This window comes from Magnetospirillum sp. LM-5 (genome assembly GCF_902729445.1).
Lineage (GTDB): Bacteria > Pseudomonadota > Alphaproteobacteria > Rhodospirillales > Magnetospirillaceae > Magnetospirillum.
In genome coordinates this window covers 1-14,568 of sequence record NZ_CACVCE010000018.1, presented here as the reverse complement: position 1 = coordinate 14,568, position 14,568 = coordinate 1, and the positions used below count along the sequence as shown (strand labels likewise).

The following is a 14,568-nucleotide window of genomic DNA, read 5'->3' as shown; positions in this document are numbered from 1 at the left end:
GGTTGTCCATTACCCATCCACGCGTCCGGCCAGTGCGGTGACCAGCCCGTGCGAGATGACATCGTGGCAATGGTTGGCCAGGGCCTTGCGGTCGGGGAAATCGGCGATGGTCACCACCGGGTGGAAGGTCACCTCGATGGTCACCCGGCCCAGGCCCAGGGCGGCCGGCAGGTGGCCGGCCAGGGTCATGTCGCCGTACCAGGCATAGAATTGCCGCATCGCCCGGGTCAGCGGCAGCCCGTCCAGGCGGGTATAGGCCACCGACACCGGCTGCACCGGCAGGATCTGGCCGGTGCGCGCCGCGTCCTCGGCGACCGCGAACAGCGAGCTTTTGAACGGAAGCACCCGGTTGCCGTCGTTCGAGGTGCCCTCGGGGAACAAGATCAGCGAGCGGCCGGCATTCAGGCAGGATTGCAACAGGTCGCGCTCGCGCGCGGTGCCGCCGCGCTTGCGATCGACGAACACCGTCTGGGCGATGCGCGACAGGAAGCCGAAGCCCGGCCAACTGGCCACTTCGCTTTTGGCGACGAAATTGGCGTCGATCAGCGAGCCCAGCACGATGATGTCGAGATAGCTGGCATGGTTGGCGATGAACAGCGCCGGCCGGGTCGTCTCGATGCGGCCGCGCACCACGATGTCGAAGCCGACCAGGCGGTTGACCATGCGGAAATAGGCGCGGACATAGCGGATATAGCCGCGCCAGCCCACCGCCAGCAGCACCAGATAGGGCGGCAGCAGCAGCAGCGTCCAGACCACGAAGGCCAGCAGGCGACAAACCGACAGGAAGGTACTGGTCATCGTTGTCCGATCACGAAGGCGCCATGACGTCGCGGGCGGTACGATCGTAATGCTTGGCGTATTTGGCGGTGACCAGTTCGGTCTTGACCATGACGCAGACGTCGGTGGTGTTGAATTGGTGGTCGATCACCGCGCCGTCGCCGACGAAGCCGCCCAGGCGCAGATAGCCCTTGACCAGCGGCGGCAGCGAGGCCAGCGCCCGGCGCGGGTTCAGACTGTCCTTGGCGGCCAGGTTCATGTCGACATAAAGCTCGGGCAGGGCGCGCGGGCGGATGTCGTCGGGGGCCAGGTGGAAATGGTGCAGATAGGACAGCTGGGTGGCCAGTTGGCTGGGGTCGGTGCCGGGCAGCGAGGCGCAGCCGAACATCAGCTCGATCCCATGGTCCCAGACATAATTGGCGATGCCGGCCCACATGACCTGCATGGTGGTGCCGGTGCGGTAATCGATATCGACGCACGAGCGGCCCAGTTCCATGAACTTGCCGCCCTTGGCCAGGATCTTGGAAATGTCGTACTCGCCGGCGGTATAGAAGCGGCCATTGGCCTCGCCCACCTCGCGGCGGATCAGCCGGTAGGTGCCGACCACCGCGCGCCCGCCCGACCCGCGCGCCGGGTCCAGCACCAGCAGATGGTCGCAGATATCGTCGAAATCGTCGAAATCCGAGCCCCTGGCCGCCATCTCGGCGGTCGGCTTGGCCCCCATCTCGTCATAGAAGATGCGGTAGCGCAGCGCCTGGGCGGCGGCGATCTCTTCCGCGTTGGCGGCCAGGCGGACTTCCAGGCGCGAGGATTCGGTGTCGGTCTCGCTCATGACGGCTCTTTGTCGGCCGGGGCGGCCACGCCATACAGCTCGAGACGGTGGCCGACCAGCTTGTAGCCGTAGCGCCGCGCGATCTCGCGCTGCAGGGCCTCGATCTCGGGGCTGGTGAACTCGATCACCTTGCCCGATTGCATATCGATCAGGTGGTCATGATGCTCGCTGGCCGCTTCCTCGTAACGGGCGCGGCCGTCGCCGAAATCGTGGCGCTCCAGGATCGCGGCCTCTTCGAACAGGCGGACGGTGCGGTAAACGGTGGCAATCGAGATGCGCGGGTCGATCTCGGTCGAGCGGCGATAAACCTCCTCGACGTCGGGATGATCGGCCGATTCCGACAGTACACGGGCGATGACCCGACGCTGGTCGGTCATCTTCATGCCCTTGTCGATGCAGCGCTGTTCAATTCGCGAAATCATGGCGGTCCTTCATGGGCGGTTCCGGGCGTAAGACGGTTCCGGGGCGCATGATAGACGAAAGGCGCCGCGAGCGAAACCGCCCGCGGCGCCGACATCGTTTTGTCACCTCAGGCCGCCACAGGGTGGCCTGCTTGTCCGCGAATACTTCGCGGGCAGGACACTAGGCGCGACGAGCCGGGCGCTTGCGCGGCTTGGTGCCCAGGCCGATCTTCTTGGCCAGGGTCGAGCGGTGCGCGGCATAGTTCGGCGCCACCATCGGATAGTCGGCCGGCAGGCCCCAGCGCTCGCGGTAATCCTCGGGCGTCATGTTGTAGGCGGTCTTCAGGTGACGCTTCAGCATCTTCAGCTTCTTGCCGTCTTCCAGGCAGATGATGTAGTCGGGGTGCACCGACTTCTTCACCGCCACCGCCGGCTGCGGGCGTTCGGGCACCGACGGCGCGCTACCCACCGAGGCCAGCGTGCGGTAAACTTCGTGAATCAACTGCGGCAAATCGGACACCGCCACGGTGTTGTTGGCGACGTGAGCGGCAACGATTTCGGTGGTCAGACCCAGCAAATCGCTGGAGGGGGAACGTTCTGACATGAGAGAAGACGCCTCCTGGAACAAGATCGTCGAGGTATATAGTTGTTTTGCCATGTTGGCGCAATAACCATTGCTGAAATATAAATGGCGGTTCTCGCATGACTGAGAATATCAACTACTATCTTGACATCACTGGCGAGGTCTGCCCCATGACCTTCGTCCGGACCAAGTTGCTGGTCGAACGGATGGTGTCGGGCGAATTGGTCGAAATCAGGCTGAAGGGAAAAGAGCCTTTGGGCAATGTTCCGCGATCGGTCGCGGAACTGGGGCACGAAATCGTCTCGATGGTCGCCGAAGACGGCGAAGGCCCGGAAGGGATCCATCAATTGATCATTCGCAAGAAATGATGTGTATTAATACCTAGGGCGCATCCAGATCACGGCGCATCACCACCGCGTCCAGGTCGCCGTAATATTTCTTGCGCAGGCCGACCCGGCGAAATCCCATGCGGTCGTAAAGGGCCAGGCCCGATGGGTTGTTGGCGGCCACTTCCAGGAACATCTTGTCGGCCTGGCGGGCGCGGGAATCGTCGATGGCCGTCCGCACCAGGCGCGAGCCCAGGCCGGCCTGGCGCCACGGCGGCAGCACGGCGATCGACAATATCTCGGCCTCGCCCGCCGTCACCCGCCACAAGACATAGCCGGCCGGTCCGGGGGGCTCGGTGGACGGCAGCAGCGATCCGCCCTCGACGGCGATCACGCCGGCCGCGCCGGGCATCGACAAGATCTCGGCCATCGAGCCGGCCGACCACGGCTCGGCGAAGCAGATCGCGTGCATGCCGGCCAGCAATTCGGCATGGACCAGGGCGGCGGGGATCAGCTCGATACTCATGCGGGCAGGCAACCGGCGGGCATGGTGACGTCGGGCGGGCGCAGATACAAAGGCTCGGCCGCCAAATGGGTGCCGGCGGCCCAATGGCCGGCGGCCAATACAGCGACGATGGCGGCATCGGGGGCGCCGGCGCCTTCGGCGACGATCGCCCCGGGCAGCAGGTCGCGCACCAGGCCAGCGCCATCGCCGGCCAGCACCAAAGGCACGCCGGCAAACCGAGCGGCGATCTGGGCCGGATTGGCCGCGCTGGGGGATTCCAAGGCCGTCAGGTCGGGGGCGAAGGGCTGGATCCACAGTTCCTCGCGCCGGGAATCCAGCACCACCAGGATGGTGCGGCCGTCACGCAAGGGGGTGGGGACAGCGGCGGCCACCGCCTCTGGGGTGGTGATGCCGGCCACCGGCTTGGCCGCGGCCAGGGCCAGGGCACGGGCGGTGGCCAGGCCGATGCGGATGCCGGTGAAGGCGCCCGGCCCCACCGTCACCGCCAGCAGGTCGATGTCGGCCATGGTCTTGCCGGCTTCGGCCAGCACCTCGGCGATCATCGGCACCAGCGCTTCCGACTGGCCGCGGGCCATGGCGGAGAAGCGCCGGGCCAGCACGGAGCCGTCGGCCCACAGGGCGGCGGAGCAGGCGGACGTCGCGGAATCGAAGGCAAGGACCAGCATGGGCGTCGCGGGTAGTGAACGGGGCGGCTATACTGCCCGTCCGCGCCGTCAGTTGAAAGGAAAACCCATGCTGCCGCTGGTGCGCGTCGATGCCGAAGCGCTGGGGCTGGACATCGCCCTGGCCTATGCGACGCCCGACAATTTCACCCATCGCCCGGTCTATCTGGCCGATGCCGGCTGCTTCCTGCACGCCGACGCCGCCCCGCTGTTGGCCCGCGCCTGCCAACTGGCCCGGCCGCTGGGCCTGCGGGTCAAGGTGCTGGACGCCTTCCGGCCGTCGGAAGCGCAATGGGTGCTGTGGAACCATACGCCGCTGCCGGGTTTCCTGGCCGATCCGCGCCGGGGCTCGCCCCATTCCATGGGGGCGGCGGTCGATCTGACCCTGGTGGACGACGCCAGCGGCGCCGAGCTGGACATGGGCACCGGCTTCGACGAATTCTCGCCCCTGTCGCACCACGGCAACCAGGACATCTCGGCCCAGGCCCAGCGCAACCGCCATCTGCTGATGGGGATCATGACCTGTGCCGGCTGGGACTTCTATCGCAATGAATGGTGGCACTATCAGCTGTTCAGCCCGCGCGGGCGCTATCCGGTCCTGTCGGATTCGGTGCTGGGGCCGAACCGCATGATGGGGGTTTAGGCGCCTCGCGCCAAGCCCGCCCGGCGTTTGAGGGGGCCCGGCACGGGCCGCGCCTCGCGCCAAGCCCGCCCGGCGTTTGAGGGGGCCCGGCACGGGCCGCGCCTCGCGCAAACCTAATCCTCCCAGAAGGAGGGGACCACCAGGACCAGCAGGATGAACATTTCCAGGCGGCCCAGCAGCATGCCGCCGGCCAGCAGCAACTTGGCCAGATCGTCCAGCGGCGCATAGGTGCCGCCGGGGCCGATCACCTCGCCCAGGCCCAGGCCCAGATTGGATATGGCCGAGGCCGAGGCCGACAGCGCGGTGACGAAATCCAGCCCCAGCAGGGCCAGCAGCATGGCCAGCACGGCGAACGACAGGGCATAGACGAACAGGAAACCCATCACCGAGCCCAGCACGTCCTTGGCGATGGGCTTCTTGTTGAAGGTGGGCACCAGCACGGCGTGGGGCCGCAGCAGCTGGCGCACCTGCATCAGCGCGTTGGCGAACAGGAACTGGAAGCGGAACACCTTGATGCCGGCAGCCGTCGAGCCCGAGCAGCCGCCGACGAAGGTCAGCAGGAACAAGATGGCCACCGGCATGCCGGCCCAGTCGCTGAAATCGATGGTGGTCAGCCCGGTGCCGGTCATCACCGAGGCGACGGTGAAGAAGCCGTAGCGTATGGCCGAGCCGATTCCATAGCCGCGGCTGTTGATCAGCCACAGGGTCACCGCCAGCGCGCCCAGCAGCAGCAGACCCAGATACCAGTGGACCTGCTGGTTGCGTATCGCCCGGCGCCAATCGCCCTGGGCCAGGGTCGAGAACATCAGGAACGGCAGGCCGCCCACCACCATGCCGATGGCGACGATCAGGTCGATCGAGGCGCGGTCGAAATGGGCCAATTGGGCGTCGCGGGTGGAAAAGCCGCCGGTCGACAGGGTGGTCATGGCGTGGACCAGCGCCTCGAACCGGCCCATGCCGGCCGCCCACAGGGCCAGGTACAAGGTCACGGTCAGCAACACATAGACGCCGACGATGGTGCTGCCGATCCGGGCGGCGCGCGGGGTGGCGCGGTCCTGGCCGGACAGCACCTCGATACGGAACATCTGCATGCCGCCGACATTCAAGCCGGGCAGCACCGCCACCGCCATGACGATCATGCCGATGCCGCCCATCCATTGCAGCAGGCCGCGCCACAACAGCAGGCCGGGCGGCAGGCGGTCCAGACCGACCAGCACCGTCGAGGCGGTACCGGTAATGCCGCTGACCGCCTCGAACCAGCCATCGACCAGCGGCAATTGCGCCTCGCCCCACAGGAAGGGCAGGGCGGCGAAGAAGGTCGGCACCAGCCAGCAGGCCGCCGCGGTCAGATAGGCCTGGCGGATCGACAAGGTCCGGCGCGGTGTCCGCATGCCCAGCGCCAGGGCCAGGCCGCACAGCGATGTGACGAAGGCGGCGGTGGTGAAGGCCTGCCATTCCCCATGGCCGGCCTTCCAGTCGAAGGCGGCGGGGATCAGCATGGTGGCGGCCAGACCGCACAGAATCTTGCCAACCAGGGTCAGGACGGGGCGGGGATCGACGATCATCGGCCGCTAGCCTCGCCAGAACGAACGCGAGAACAAGGCGATGACGGTGAACAGCTCCAGGCGGCCCATGATCATTTCGATGGACAGCAGCCACTTGGCGATATCGGGCAGCGGCTTGTAGGTGCCGGCCGGGCCGATCACCTCGCCCAGGCCGGGGCCGATATTGCCCAGCGCCGCCGCCGAGCCGGTCAGGGCGGTGACGAAATCCAGCCCGGCCACCGCCAGCAGGAAGGTGAAGACGGCGTAGGTCAGGAAGTACATCACCACGAAACCCAGCACCGAATCGACCACCGCTTCCGAGATCAGGCGGCGGTTGAAATTGATGACGAACACTCCGTGCGGATGCAGCAAGCGGCGCAGATGGATGCCGGCCATGCCGAACAGCACTTCCCAGCGGAACACCTTGACCGCCCCCGAGGTCGAGCCGGTGCAGCCGCCGATGAAGCACAGGAAGAAGAACACCACCTGGGGAAAGCCGCCCCACAGGCTGTAATCGGTCGAGACGAAGCCGGTGGTGGTGGTGATCGACACCACGTTGAAGGTGGCGTGGCGCAGCGCGTCACCTGGCTCCATGTCGTTGACCCCCCATTGCCACAGGGTCAACAGGGCCGAGAAGAAGGCCAGGAAGGTCATGTACCACTGGGTCTGGCTGTCCTTCAGCGGGTTCCAGCCCGGGCGCTGCCACGGCGCCACGAACAGGGCCAAGGTGGCGCCGCCCAGGGCCATGAACAGGGTCAGGATCCAGTGGACCGCCGGGATGTCCCAGGTGGCCAGCGAGGCGTCCGAGGTGGAAAAGCCGCCGGTGGCCAGGGCCGACATGGCGTGGCAGAGCGAATCGAAGAAGTTCATGCCGGCCAGCCACAGCAGAAGCGTGCAGAGCAGGGTCAGCACGGCATAGACCTGGACGATGCCGCCGGCCACCTGCGAGGTGCGGGCACGGACCTTGTCGGACTTGTCCGAGCTTTCCATCTTGAACAGCTGCATGCCGCCGATGCCCAGGAACGGCAGCACGGCGACGGCCATGACGATGATGCCGACGCCGCCCAGCCAGTTGACCAAAGCGCGCCACAGCAAGATGCCCTTGGGGGCCTGGTCCAGCCCGACGATCACCGTGGCCCCGGTGGTGGTCAGGCCCGACACCACCTCGAAGAAGCCGTCGGTATAGCTCATCTTCAGGCCGGAGAAGGTGAAGGGCAGCGCGCCGAACAGGGCCATGCCGAACCAGGCGGTGGCGGTCAGCAAGAAGGCCTGGCGGGTGGTGAATTTGGGCCGCTCGCTGCTGTAGGTGGCCAGCATCATCGCCGCTCCCACCAGCAAGGTCACGGCGGCGGAGATGGCGAACACCCGCCAATCATCGTCGCCGCCGACCCAATCGACCAGGGCAGGCAGGCCCATTGCCCCGGCCAGAACCAGCAGCAGGATGCCGTTGACATAGATGACCGGCCGAACGTCGATCACGTGCGCTTTTCCCCCTGACGCGCCCTGACTATTGGCCGGGGCGGGCGATGCTGTAAAGCGATTCATATCAACGGCCATTAAGAATGGCCGTTGTATTCGCCCTCGCCGGGCGTGGCCTCCGGCCCCTTGGCCGCGCCCTCAATGGGCGCTGGAGACGCAACCCGAATTCATCATTCGGGTTGCGTCTCGTGCTATGGTGCGCCATGAGCTTCACCCGCTGCACCACCTGCGCCCGGCGTTGCGGCGCCGATCGCACCCGGGAAACCGCCAAGCCCGGCTGCCGGGTCGGCCGGTTGGCCCGGGTGGCGGATATGTCGCCGGGGCGGTTGGTGTTCGCCGGCTGCTCGCTGGCCTGCCTGTTCTGCCCGACGCCGGTGGCCAACCGTGACGGGGTGGGGCGCGCGGTCGATGCGGCCCAACTGGCCGCCATCCTGGCCGATCAGCAGGCGGCGGGGATCGGGCGGTTGGATCTGGTCCATCCCGCCCATGTCGCCGAGCAACTGCTCGAGGCGCTGGACCTGTTGCCCGGCCTGACCATGAGGCTGGCCTGGGTCTCGACCGCCTTCGACGGACCCGAAGCCTTGGCGGCGCTGGCCGGGCGCATCGCCAGTTTCCGCCCGGAAATCAAGTTCGGCTGCGACCGTACCGCCCGCCAATTGGCCGGCATCAACGGCTATGTGGCGGCCTCGCGGGCGGCGGTGGCGGCGATGCTGGATCAGGTCGGGCCGATGGCGCCGTCCGATCCCGACCAGGGTGTGCTGGTCCGCCACCGGGTGCTGCCCGACGGACTGGCCGCCACCCGGGCCGCCCTGGGCTGGTTGCCGGCCGGGGTTTTTGTCCAGATTCTGGATGATTACCAACCCGCCCACCGGGCCGGGCAGCATGCCGGGCTCAGGCGGCCGGCCAGCGCCCACGAGGTGGCCGAGGCCCGGGCGATCGTGCGGGACTTGGGTTTGACGGAATGGCCAGAAAAAAAGCCCGCCAACCGGAAGGCTGGCGGACCCAAGGCGGTCATACCGTAATTCAGGAAAGTTTATAATGATCAGCGCCGGGCCTGTCCAGCCGCGCGCTGCTCGCCCTCGTCGAACAGCGCCGTCAACTGGCGCATGACGGTGCCGCCCAGTTCCTCGGCGTCCATGATGGTGACGGCGCGGCGGTAATAGCGGGTGACGTCGTGGCCGATGCCGATGGCGATCAGTTCGACGCCCGAGCGGGTCTCGATGAACTCGATCACCTCGCGCAGGTGCTTTTCCAGGAAATTGCCGGGATTGACCGAAAGGGTCGAATCATCGACCGGGGCGCCGTCCGAGATCACCATCAGGATGCGCCGCTGCTCCGGCCGGCCCAGCAGGCGCTCGTGCGCCCACAGCAGCGCCTCTCCGTCGATGTTCTCCTTCAAGATGCCTTCGCGCAGCATCAGGCCCATGTTGCGCCGGGCCCGCCGCCACGGCGCGTCGGCCGCCTTGTAGACGATGTGGCGCAGATCGTTCAGGCGGCCGGGATGGACCGGCTTGCCCTCGGTCTGCCACATCTCGCGGGCCTGGCCGCCCTTCCACGCCCGGGTGGTGAAGCCCAGCACCTCGACCTTGACGCCGCAGCGTTCCAGGGTGCGGGCCAGGATCTCGGCGCTCATCGCCGCCACGGTGATCGGGCGGCCGCGCATCGAGCCGGAATTGTCGATCAGCAAGGTGACCACGGTGTCGCGGAACTCGGTTTCCTTCTCGAACTTGAAGGACAAAGAATGGGTCGGGTTGGCGACGATGCGGGCCAGCCGGCCGGTGTCGAGGATGCCCTCCTCCAGGTCGAAATCCCACGACCGGGTCTGCTGGGCCATCAATTTGCGCTGCAGCCGGTTGGCCAGTTTCGAGACCACGCCCTGCAGGTGGGCCAGCTGGTTGTCGAGCTGGGCGCGCAGGCGGGTCAGCTCCTCGGGCTCGCACAAATCCTCGGCGGCGACCACCTGGTCGAACTTGGTGGTGAAGGGGCGATAGGGCCGGTTGGCCGGATCGCGGCCGCCATCGGCGAACATCGAATTGCGCCGGCTGGGGCCGCCCGGCTCTTCGGTGCCGGCGCCGGCCATGGTCAGCTCTTCGCCGCTTTCCAGTCCGTCTTGCTGGCCGTCACCCTCGGCGGCACCGGGGGCGGCCTGCGGCTGGCCTTCCGCTTGCGAGCCCTGACCCTCGGAATCCTTGTCCTGGTCGGACTGGCCGGCCGACTGGCCCTCGCGGGCTTCCTGGGTGTCGTCCTCGCTTTCCTGGCGCTCGTCTTCCAGCTCGTTGTCGGCGAACAATTCCAGCTGGGTCAAAAGGCTTTTCAGGCCGCCGGCGAAATCGGCCTCGGAATCGATCAGCGCCTTCAAATGGTCCAGGCTGGCGCCGACCTTGTCCTCGACATAGGCCCGCCACAGCTCGACGGCCTTCGCCGCCGAGGGCGGCGGCGGGGCGCCCAGGAAATGCTGGCGCGCGATCAGGCGCATGGCGTCGGCCAGCGGCACCTCTTCGCGCCGGGTCACCCGGTCCAGCCCCTCGGACCGCGCGCGCTGTTCCAGCACGCCTTCGATGTTGGCGGCGACGCCGGCCATGCGCCGGGCGCCCAGCGCCTCGATACGGGCCTGCTCGACGGCGTCATAGACCTTGCGGGCCTCGGACCCGGGCGGCATGCGGGCGGCGTGCAGGGCCTCGTCGTGATAGCGAAAGCGCAACGCCACGGCGTCGGCGGTGCCGCGCAGCCGCACCAGATCGGCCGGCGCCATGGTGCGCGGCGGCGCCGGCAGCCGCACCTCGACGCCGCGGACCGACGAGCCGGCGGCGGCATAGGACACTTCCAGGTCGGCGCGGCCGGCGACGGCGCGCAGCACGCCGGCGGTACAGCGCTTCATCAGCTCGACCGGGCTTTCCTCGCGGTCGTGACCGCTGTTGGGATGGTTGCGGTCTGGCGCCACCGGGATTGGTCCTTACATCACCACCCGGGCGGGCGATTGCGGCAGTTCGATATTGAAGGCGCGCTGGAAATATTCGGCCACCACCGGCCGCTCGACCTCGTCGCACTTGTTGAGGAAGGTCAGGCGGAAGGCGAAGGCGAGGTCACCGAAAATCTTGGCGTTCTCGGCCCAGGTGATCACCGTGCGCGGGCTCATCACCGTCGAGATGTCGCCATTCATGAAGCCCTGGCGGGTCAGGTCGGCCAGCGACACCATGCGGTTGACGGTCTCCAGCCCCTCGGGGGTCTGGTAAGCCGGCAGCTTGGCGGCGACGATGGCCACCTCGGCATCGTGTTCCAGATAGTTCAAGGTGGCGACGATATTCCAGCGGTCCATCTGGCCCTGGTTGATCTGCTGGGTGCCGTGATAAAGGCCGGTGGTGTCGCCCAGGCCGACGGTGTTGGTGGTGGCGAACAGCCGGAAGGCCGGATGCGGCCGGATCACCCGGTTCTGATCCAAAAGCGTCAGCTTGCCCTCGACTTCCAGGACGCGCTGGATGACGAACATCACGTCGGGGCGGCCGGCGTCGTATTCGTCGAACACCAGGGCGCAGGGGTGCTGCAGCGCCCACGGCAGGATGCCCTCGCGGAATTCGGTGATCTGCTGGCCGTCCTTCAAGACGATGGCGTCCTTGCCGATCAGGTCGATGCGGCTGACATGGCTGTCCAGGTTGACGCGGATGCACGGCCAGTTGAGGCGCGAGGCGACCTGTTCGATATGGGTCGACTTGCCGGTGCCGTGATAGCCCTGGACCATGACGCGGCGGTTGAAGGCGAAGCCGGCGACGATGGCCAGCGTGGTGTCGCGGTCGAAGCGATAGGCGGGGTCGGGGTCGGGCACATGCTCGGAGCCGACCGAGAAGGCCGGCACGTCCAGGTCGATGTCGAGCCCGAAGGCGTCGCGCACGTTGACCTTGGTGTCGGGAACGGCCAGCGGATGGTCCGAGGCGAGCGGGCTGGCGGAAGAAGCGGTCATGTCGGGATTACCCTTGTCGGTCGGGGCGTCAGGCGGAAAGTGCGGTCATCAGCAGCTTATAGGCCTGGCTGATGCGTTTGAAGCGTTCTTCGGATTCCTTGTCGCCATTGTTGGCATCGGGATGGTGGCGTTTGACCAGGACCTTATAGGCGGCCTTGATCTCGGCGATGGTGACGGGGCCTGCCAGTTCCAGCTCGGCCAGGGCCAGTTCTTCCGGCGTCGGCGGGCGGGTGCGGGCCTTTTCCAAATCCTCGGCGACATCGTCGAACACGCCCAGCGGGTCGTGGATGCCGAAATTGAAGCGGCGGTTGCCGGTCTTGGCCCCCAACGGCCAGGTCGGCCGCTGCCAGGTGGTCGAGCGGCGGATTTCGTCCTCGATCTCGTCGGGGCTCATGCCCTTGTAGAAATCCCACGACGCGTTATAGGCGCGCACATGGTCCAGGCAGAACCAGTAATACTGATCCAGCTGGTCGCGACCCTTGGGGGCCCGGTATTCGCCGGCATGAACGCATCCGGGGTGGTCGCAGGCCCTGGTCTGGGGCCGCTCCTCGGCGTGGTCATGTATCTGGCGCCAGGAGCGTTTGGTACTGGTTGAACGCATCCGCCTATAATGAAGGTTGGCGCGAATGGTTTCAAGGCGGGGTGAACGGGGGACAAGGGATCGGCTCGGTGCGCATTCTACCATTGGGCGCCGTAATACCGACGCTTATCCTGATCGTCTTGCTGTGCTAGACTAATCGACCGATGCCAAGCGGGTGCCCCAAGCCCGCGCAAAGCGGGAGGGATTCATGCTCTCAGCTCGCAACATTCCCATCGCCATCAAGATCTGGCTTCCCATCATCGTGTCGACGGTCGCTTTCCTGGCGTTGGGCTGGGCCAGCCACGATCTGATCGAGCAAACGGTGATCGAGGAACGCGAGGCGAAGGTCAAAAGCATCACCACCACCGCCTTGGGGATTCTGACGGCCTTCCACAAGGACGCCCAGGCCGGCCGGGTCAGCATCGACGAGGCGCGTTCCCGCGCCTTCGCCGCCATCGGGGCGATGCGCTATGACGGCACCGAATACGTCTTCGTGTTCGATGGCGACGGCACCACCCTGGTCCATCCCAAGGCCGAGATCATCGGCAAGAGTCTGCTCGAGATGAAGGACCCCAGCGGCCGGCGTCCGATCAAGGAACTGGTCGATGCCGCCAATGGCGGCGGGGGCTTCGTCAATTACCTGTGGCCCCGGCCCGGTGCCGATCAGCCCCAGCCCAAACTCTCCTATGCCGGCAAGTCGGCCGAATGGGGAATCATGGTGGGGACCGGCATCTACATGGACGACGTCGAGGTGCGGGTTCAGGCCCTGATGACCCGGCTGGCGGGGATCGCCGCGCTGGTGATCGCCGTCACCGTCGTCATCGCCATCCTGGTGATCCGCCAGATCACGGTGCCCCTGGCCTCGGTGATCGGCCGCATGCATCGGCTGGCCAAAGGCGACCTTGCCGTCGAGGTGGCCGATGGCGATCGCGGCGACGAAATCGGGGCGATGGTCAAGGCGTTGGCGGTGTTTCGTGACAATGCCGCCCAGAAGGCGCAGATGGAGGCCGAGCGACAAGCCGCCGAGGACCGCGGGCAGGCCGAGCGCCAGGCGGAATTGCGCCGGATCGCCGATGGGTTCGAGGCCAAGGTCGGCGATATCGTCGCAGGCGTGGTCGATGCCGCCCAGGGATTGCGCCGACTGGCCGAGGAGATGCGCTCGGCCGCCGCCGACGGCTCGGCCAGTGCCGCCAGCGTCGCCCAGGCCGCCGAGGAAGCCTCGGTCAACGTCCAGACGGTGGCTTCGGCCAGCGAGGAACTGACCGCCTCGATCGACGAGATCGGGTCCCAGGTGGCGCGCTCGGCCGATATCAGCCAGGCGGCGGTGAGCCAGGCCGAGCGGACCAACGACATGGTCGGCAAGCTGGCCCACGCCGCCGAGCGGATCGGCGAGGTGGTGCAATTGATCAACACCATCGCCCAGCAGACCAACCTTCTGGCCTTGAACGCCACCATCGAGGCGGCCCGGGCCGGCGACGCCGGCAAGGGCTTCGCCGTCGTCGCCAACGAGGTCAAGGCCCTGGCCAACCAGACGTCCAAGGCGACCGACGAGATCGGCCAGCAGGTTTCGGCGATCCAGGGCGAAACCAAGCAGACGGTCGTCTCGATCCGCGCCATGGGCGTCACCATCGGCGACATCAGCCAGATTTCGGCGGCCATCGCCGCCGCCGTCGAGGAACAGACCGCCGCCACGCGCGAGATCAGCCGCAATATCCAACTGGCTTCGGGCGGGACCGACCAGGTCTCGCACAGTGTCGGCGCGGTGCGCGGGGCCTCGGACCAGACCGCCGCCGCCGCCAAAGGGTTGCTGGCCGCCGCCCACGCCCTGGGCGAGCAAAGCGAGCTCTTGCGTACCGAGGTCAATTCGTTCCTGAGGTCGGTCCGCTCTTGACGGTGACCGTTTCCACCCCCACCTGGGGTCAATTGTCTGTCGCGCAAGGAGCCATCATGACGGTTAAGGCCAGCATCGAACGCAAGCTGACCGAGGGTCTTTCCCCGGAAATCCTGGTGGTGGTCGATGAATCCAACCGCCATGTCGGCCATGCCGGCCACAAGCCGGGGGGGGAAACCCATTTCAACGTCCAGGTGGTTTCGGCCGCCTTCGCCGGCAAGTCCCGGGTCGACCGCCATCGGCTGGTCAATGCCCTGCTGGCCGACGAACTGGCCGGCCCGGTCCACGCCCTGGCCCTGGTGACCAAGGCCCCGGGCGAGGTTTAGGGATAAAGCGATATAACAGACTGCGGAAAAACTCGGCGATCCC

The 14,568-nt window shown here is 66.9% G+C and carries 16 protein-coding genes; 5 read left to right on the top strand and 11 right to left on the bottom strand.

Features of this window, described 5'->3' with window-relative positions:
- Positions 1-9: 9 nt before the first annotated feature.
- From MTBLM5_RS08545 to MTBLM5_RS08530, 4 genes are all read right to left on the bottom strand, one after another.
- On the bottom strand, positions 10-798 hold the full coding sequence (locus MTBLM5_RS08545) for a 1-acyl-sn-glycerol-3-phosphate acyltransferase (RefSeq protein WP_173975610.1): 789 nt from the start codon (positions 796-798) through the stop codon (positions 10-12).
- A gap of 10 nt (positions 799-808) precedes the next feature.
- Positions 809-1,609 carry a GNAT family N-acetyltransferase gene (locus tag MTBLM5_RS08540; protein ID WP_173975608.1) on the bottom strand — a complete coding sequence of 267 codons (801 nt, stop codon included), beginning with the start codon at positions 1,607-1,609 and terminating at the stop codon, positions 809-811.
- Positions 1,606-2,031 (bottom strand): Fur family transcriptional regulator, encoded by a 426-nt coding sequence (locus MTBLM5_RS08535; protein WP_173975606.1) that lies wholly within the window; start codon positions 2,029-2,031, stop codon positions 1,606-1,608. The genes MTBLM5_RS08540 and MTBLM5_RS08535 overlap by 4 nt, the downstream gene beginning before the upstream one ends.
- Before the next feature lie 160 nt (positions 2,032-2,191).
- Positions 2,192-2,614, bottom strand: coding sequence for a MucR family transcriptional regulator (locus MTBLM5_RS08530; RefSeq protein ID WP_173975604.1), 423 nt, complete (start codon positions 2,612-2,614; stop codon positions 2,192-2,194).
- 98 nt (positions 2,615-2,712) lie between these two features.
- On the opposite strand from MTBLM5_RS08530, the gene MTBLM5_RS08525 reads away from it, so the two are divergent.
- Positions 2,713-2,961, top strand: a complete 249-nt coding sequence (locus MTBLM5_RS08525) for a sulfurtransferase TusA family protein (protein WP_173975603.1) — start codon at positions 2,713-2,715, stop codon at positions 2,959-2,961.
- Positions 2,962-2,974: 13 nt separating this feature from the next.
- On the opposite strand, the gene MTBLM5_RS08520 is transcribed toward MTBLM5_RS08525, so the two are convergent.
- Entirely contained in the window at positions 2,975-3,445 is a 471-nt protein-coding gene (locus tag MTBLM5_RS08520) for a GNAT family N-acetyltransferase (protein WP_173975601.1), read from the bottom strand.
- A complete protein-coding gene (gene tsaB / locus MTBLM5_RS08515) occupies positions 3,442-4,110 on the bottom strand; it encodes a tRNA (adenosine(37)-N6)-threonylcarbamoyltransferase complex dimerization subunit type 1 TsaB (protein WP_173975599.1) in 669 nt (222 codons plus the stop codon). Before tsaB ends, MTBLM5_RS08520 begins: the two co-directional genes overlap by 4 nt.
- A gap of 67 nt (positions 4,111-4,177) precedes the next feature.
- On the opposite strand from tsaB, the gene ddpX reads away from it, so the two are divergent.
- A complete protein-coding gene (ddpX, locus tag MTBLM5_RS08510) occupies positions 4,178-4,750 on the top strand; it encodes a D-alanyl-D-alanine dipeptidase (protein WP_173975598.1) in 573 nt (190 codons plus the stop codon).
- Positions 4,751-4,863: 113 nt separating this feature from the next.
- On the opposite strand, the gene MTBLM5_RS08505 is transcribed toward ddpX, so the two are convergent.
- Positions 4,864-6,315 carry a TrkH family potassium uptake protein gene (locus MTBLM5_RS08505; protein WP_254430963.1) on the bottom strand — a complete coding sequence of 484 codons (1,452 nt, stop codon included), beginning with the start codon at positions 6,313-6,315 and terminating at the stop codon, positions 4,864-4,866.
- Positions 6,316-6,321: 6 nt separating this feature from the next.
- Positions 6,322-7,773: a TrkH family potassium uptake protein gene (locus tag MTBLM5_RS08500; protein WP_173975596.1), complete on the bottom strand. Its 1,452-nt coding sequence runs from the start codon at positions 7,771-7,773 to the stop codon at positions 6,322-6,324.
- A gap of 203 nt (positions 7,774-7,976) precedes the next feature.
- Here MTBLM5_RS08500 and MTBLM5_RS08495 point away from each other — a divergent pair, with 203 nt between their 5' ends.
- Positions 7,977-8,795 carry a hypothetical protein gene (locus MTBLM5_RS08495; RefSeq protein WP_173975594.1) on the top strand — a complete coding sequence of 273 codons (819 nt, stop codon included), beginning with the start codon at positions 7,977-7,979 and terminating at the stop codon, positions 8,793-8,795.
- A gap of 20 nt (positions 8,796-8,815) precedes the next feature.
- On the opposite strand, the gene cobT is transcribed toward MTBLM5_RS08495, so the two are convergent.
- Genes cobT through MTBLM5_RS08480 form a run of 3 tightly spaced genes read right to left on the bottom strand, consistent with a single transcriptional unit; the run spans position 8,816 to position 12,329 of the window.
- Entirely contained in the window at positions 8,816-10,714 is a 1,899-nt protein-coding gene (gene cobT / locus MTBLM5_RS08490; protein ID WP_256367166.1) for a cobaltochelatase subunit CobT, read from the bottom strand.
- A 12-nt stretch (positions 10,715-10,726) separates the two neighbouring features.
- Entirely contained in the window at positions 10,727-11,728 is a 1,002-nt protein-coding gene (cobS, locus tag MTBLM5_RS08485; RefSeq protein WP_173975592.1) for a cobaltochelatase subunit CobS, read from the bottom strand.
- 28 nt (positions 11,729-11,756) lie between these two features.
- Positions 11,757-12,329 (bottom strand): J domain-containing protein, encoded by a 573-nt coding sequence (locus tag MTBLM5_RS08480; RefSeq protein WP_173975589.1) that lies wholly within the window; start codon positions 12,327-12,329, stop codon positions 11,757-11,759.
- 187 nt (positions 12,330-12,516) lie between these two features.
- Between MTBLM5_RS08480 and MTBLM5_RS08475 the strand changes: the two genes are divergently transcribed.
- On the top strand, positions 12,517-14,199 hold the full coding sequence (locus MTBLM5_RS08475; RefSeq protein ID WP_173975588.1) for a methyl-accepting chemotaxis protein: 1,683 nt from the start codon (positions 12,517-12,519) through the stop codon (positions 14,197-14,199).
- Between the two features lie 56 nt (positions 14,200-14,255).
- Entirely contained in the window at positions 14,256-14,525 is a 270-nt protein-coding gene (locus MTBLM5_RS08470) for a BolA family transcriptional regulator (protein ID WP_173975586.1), read from the top strand.
- The last annotated feature ends 43 nt before the right edge of the window (positions 14,526-14,568 follow it).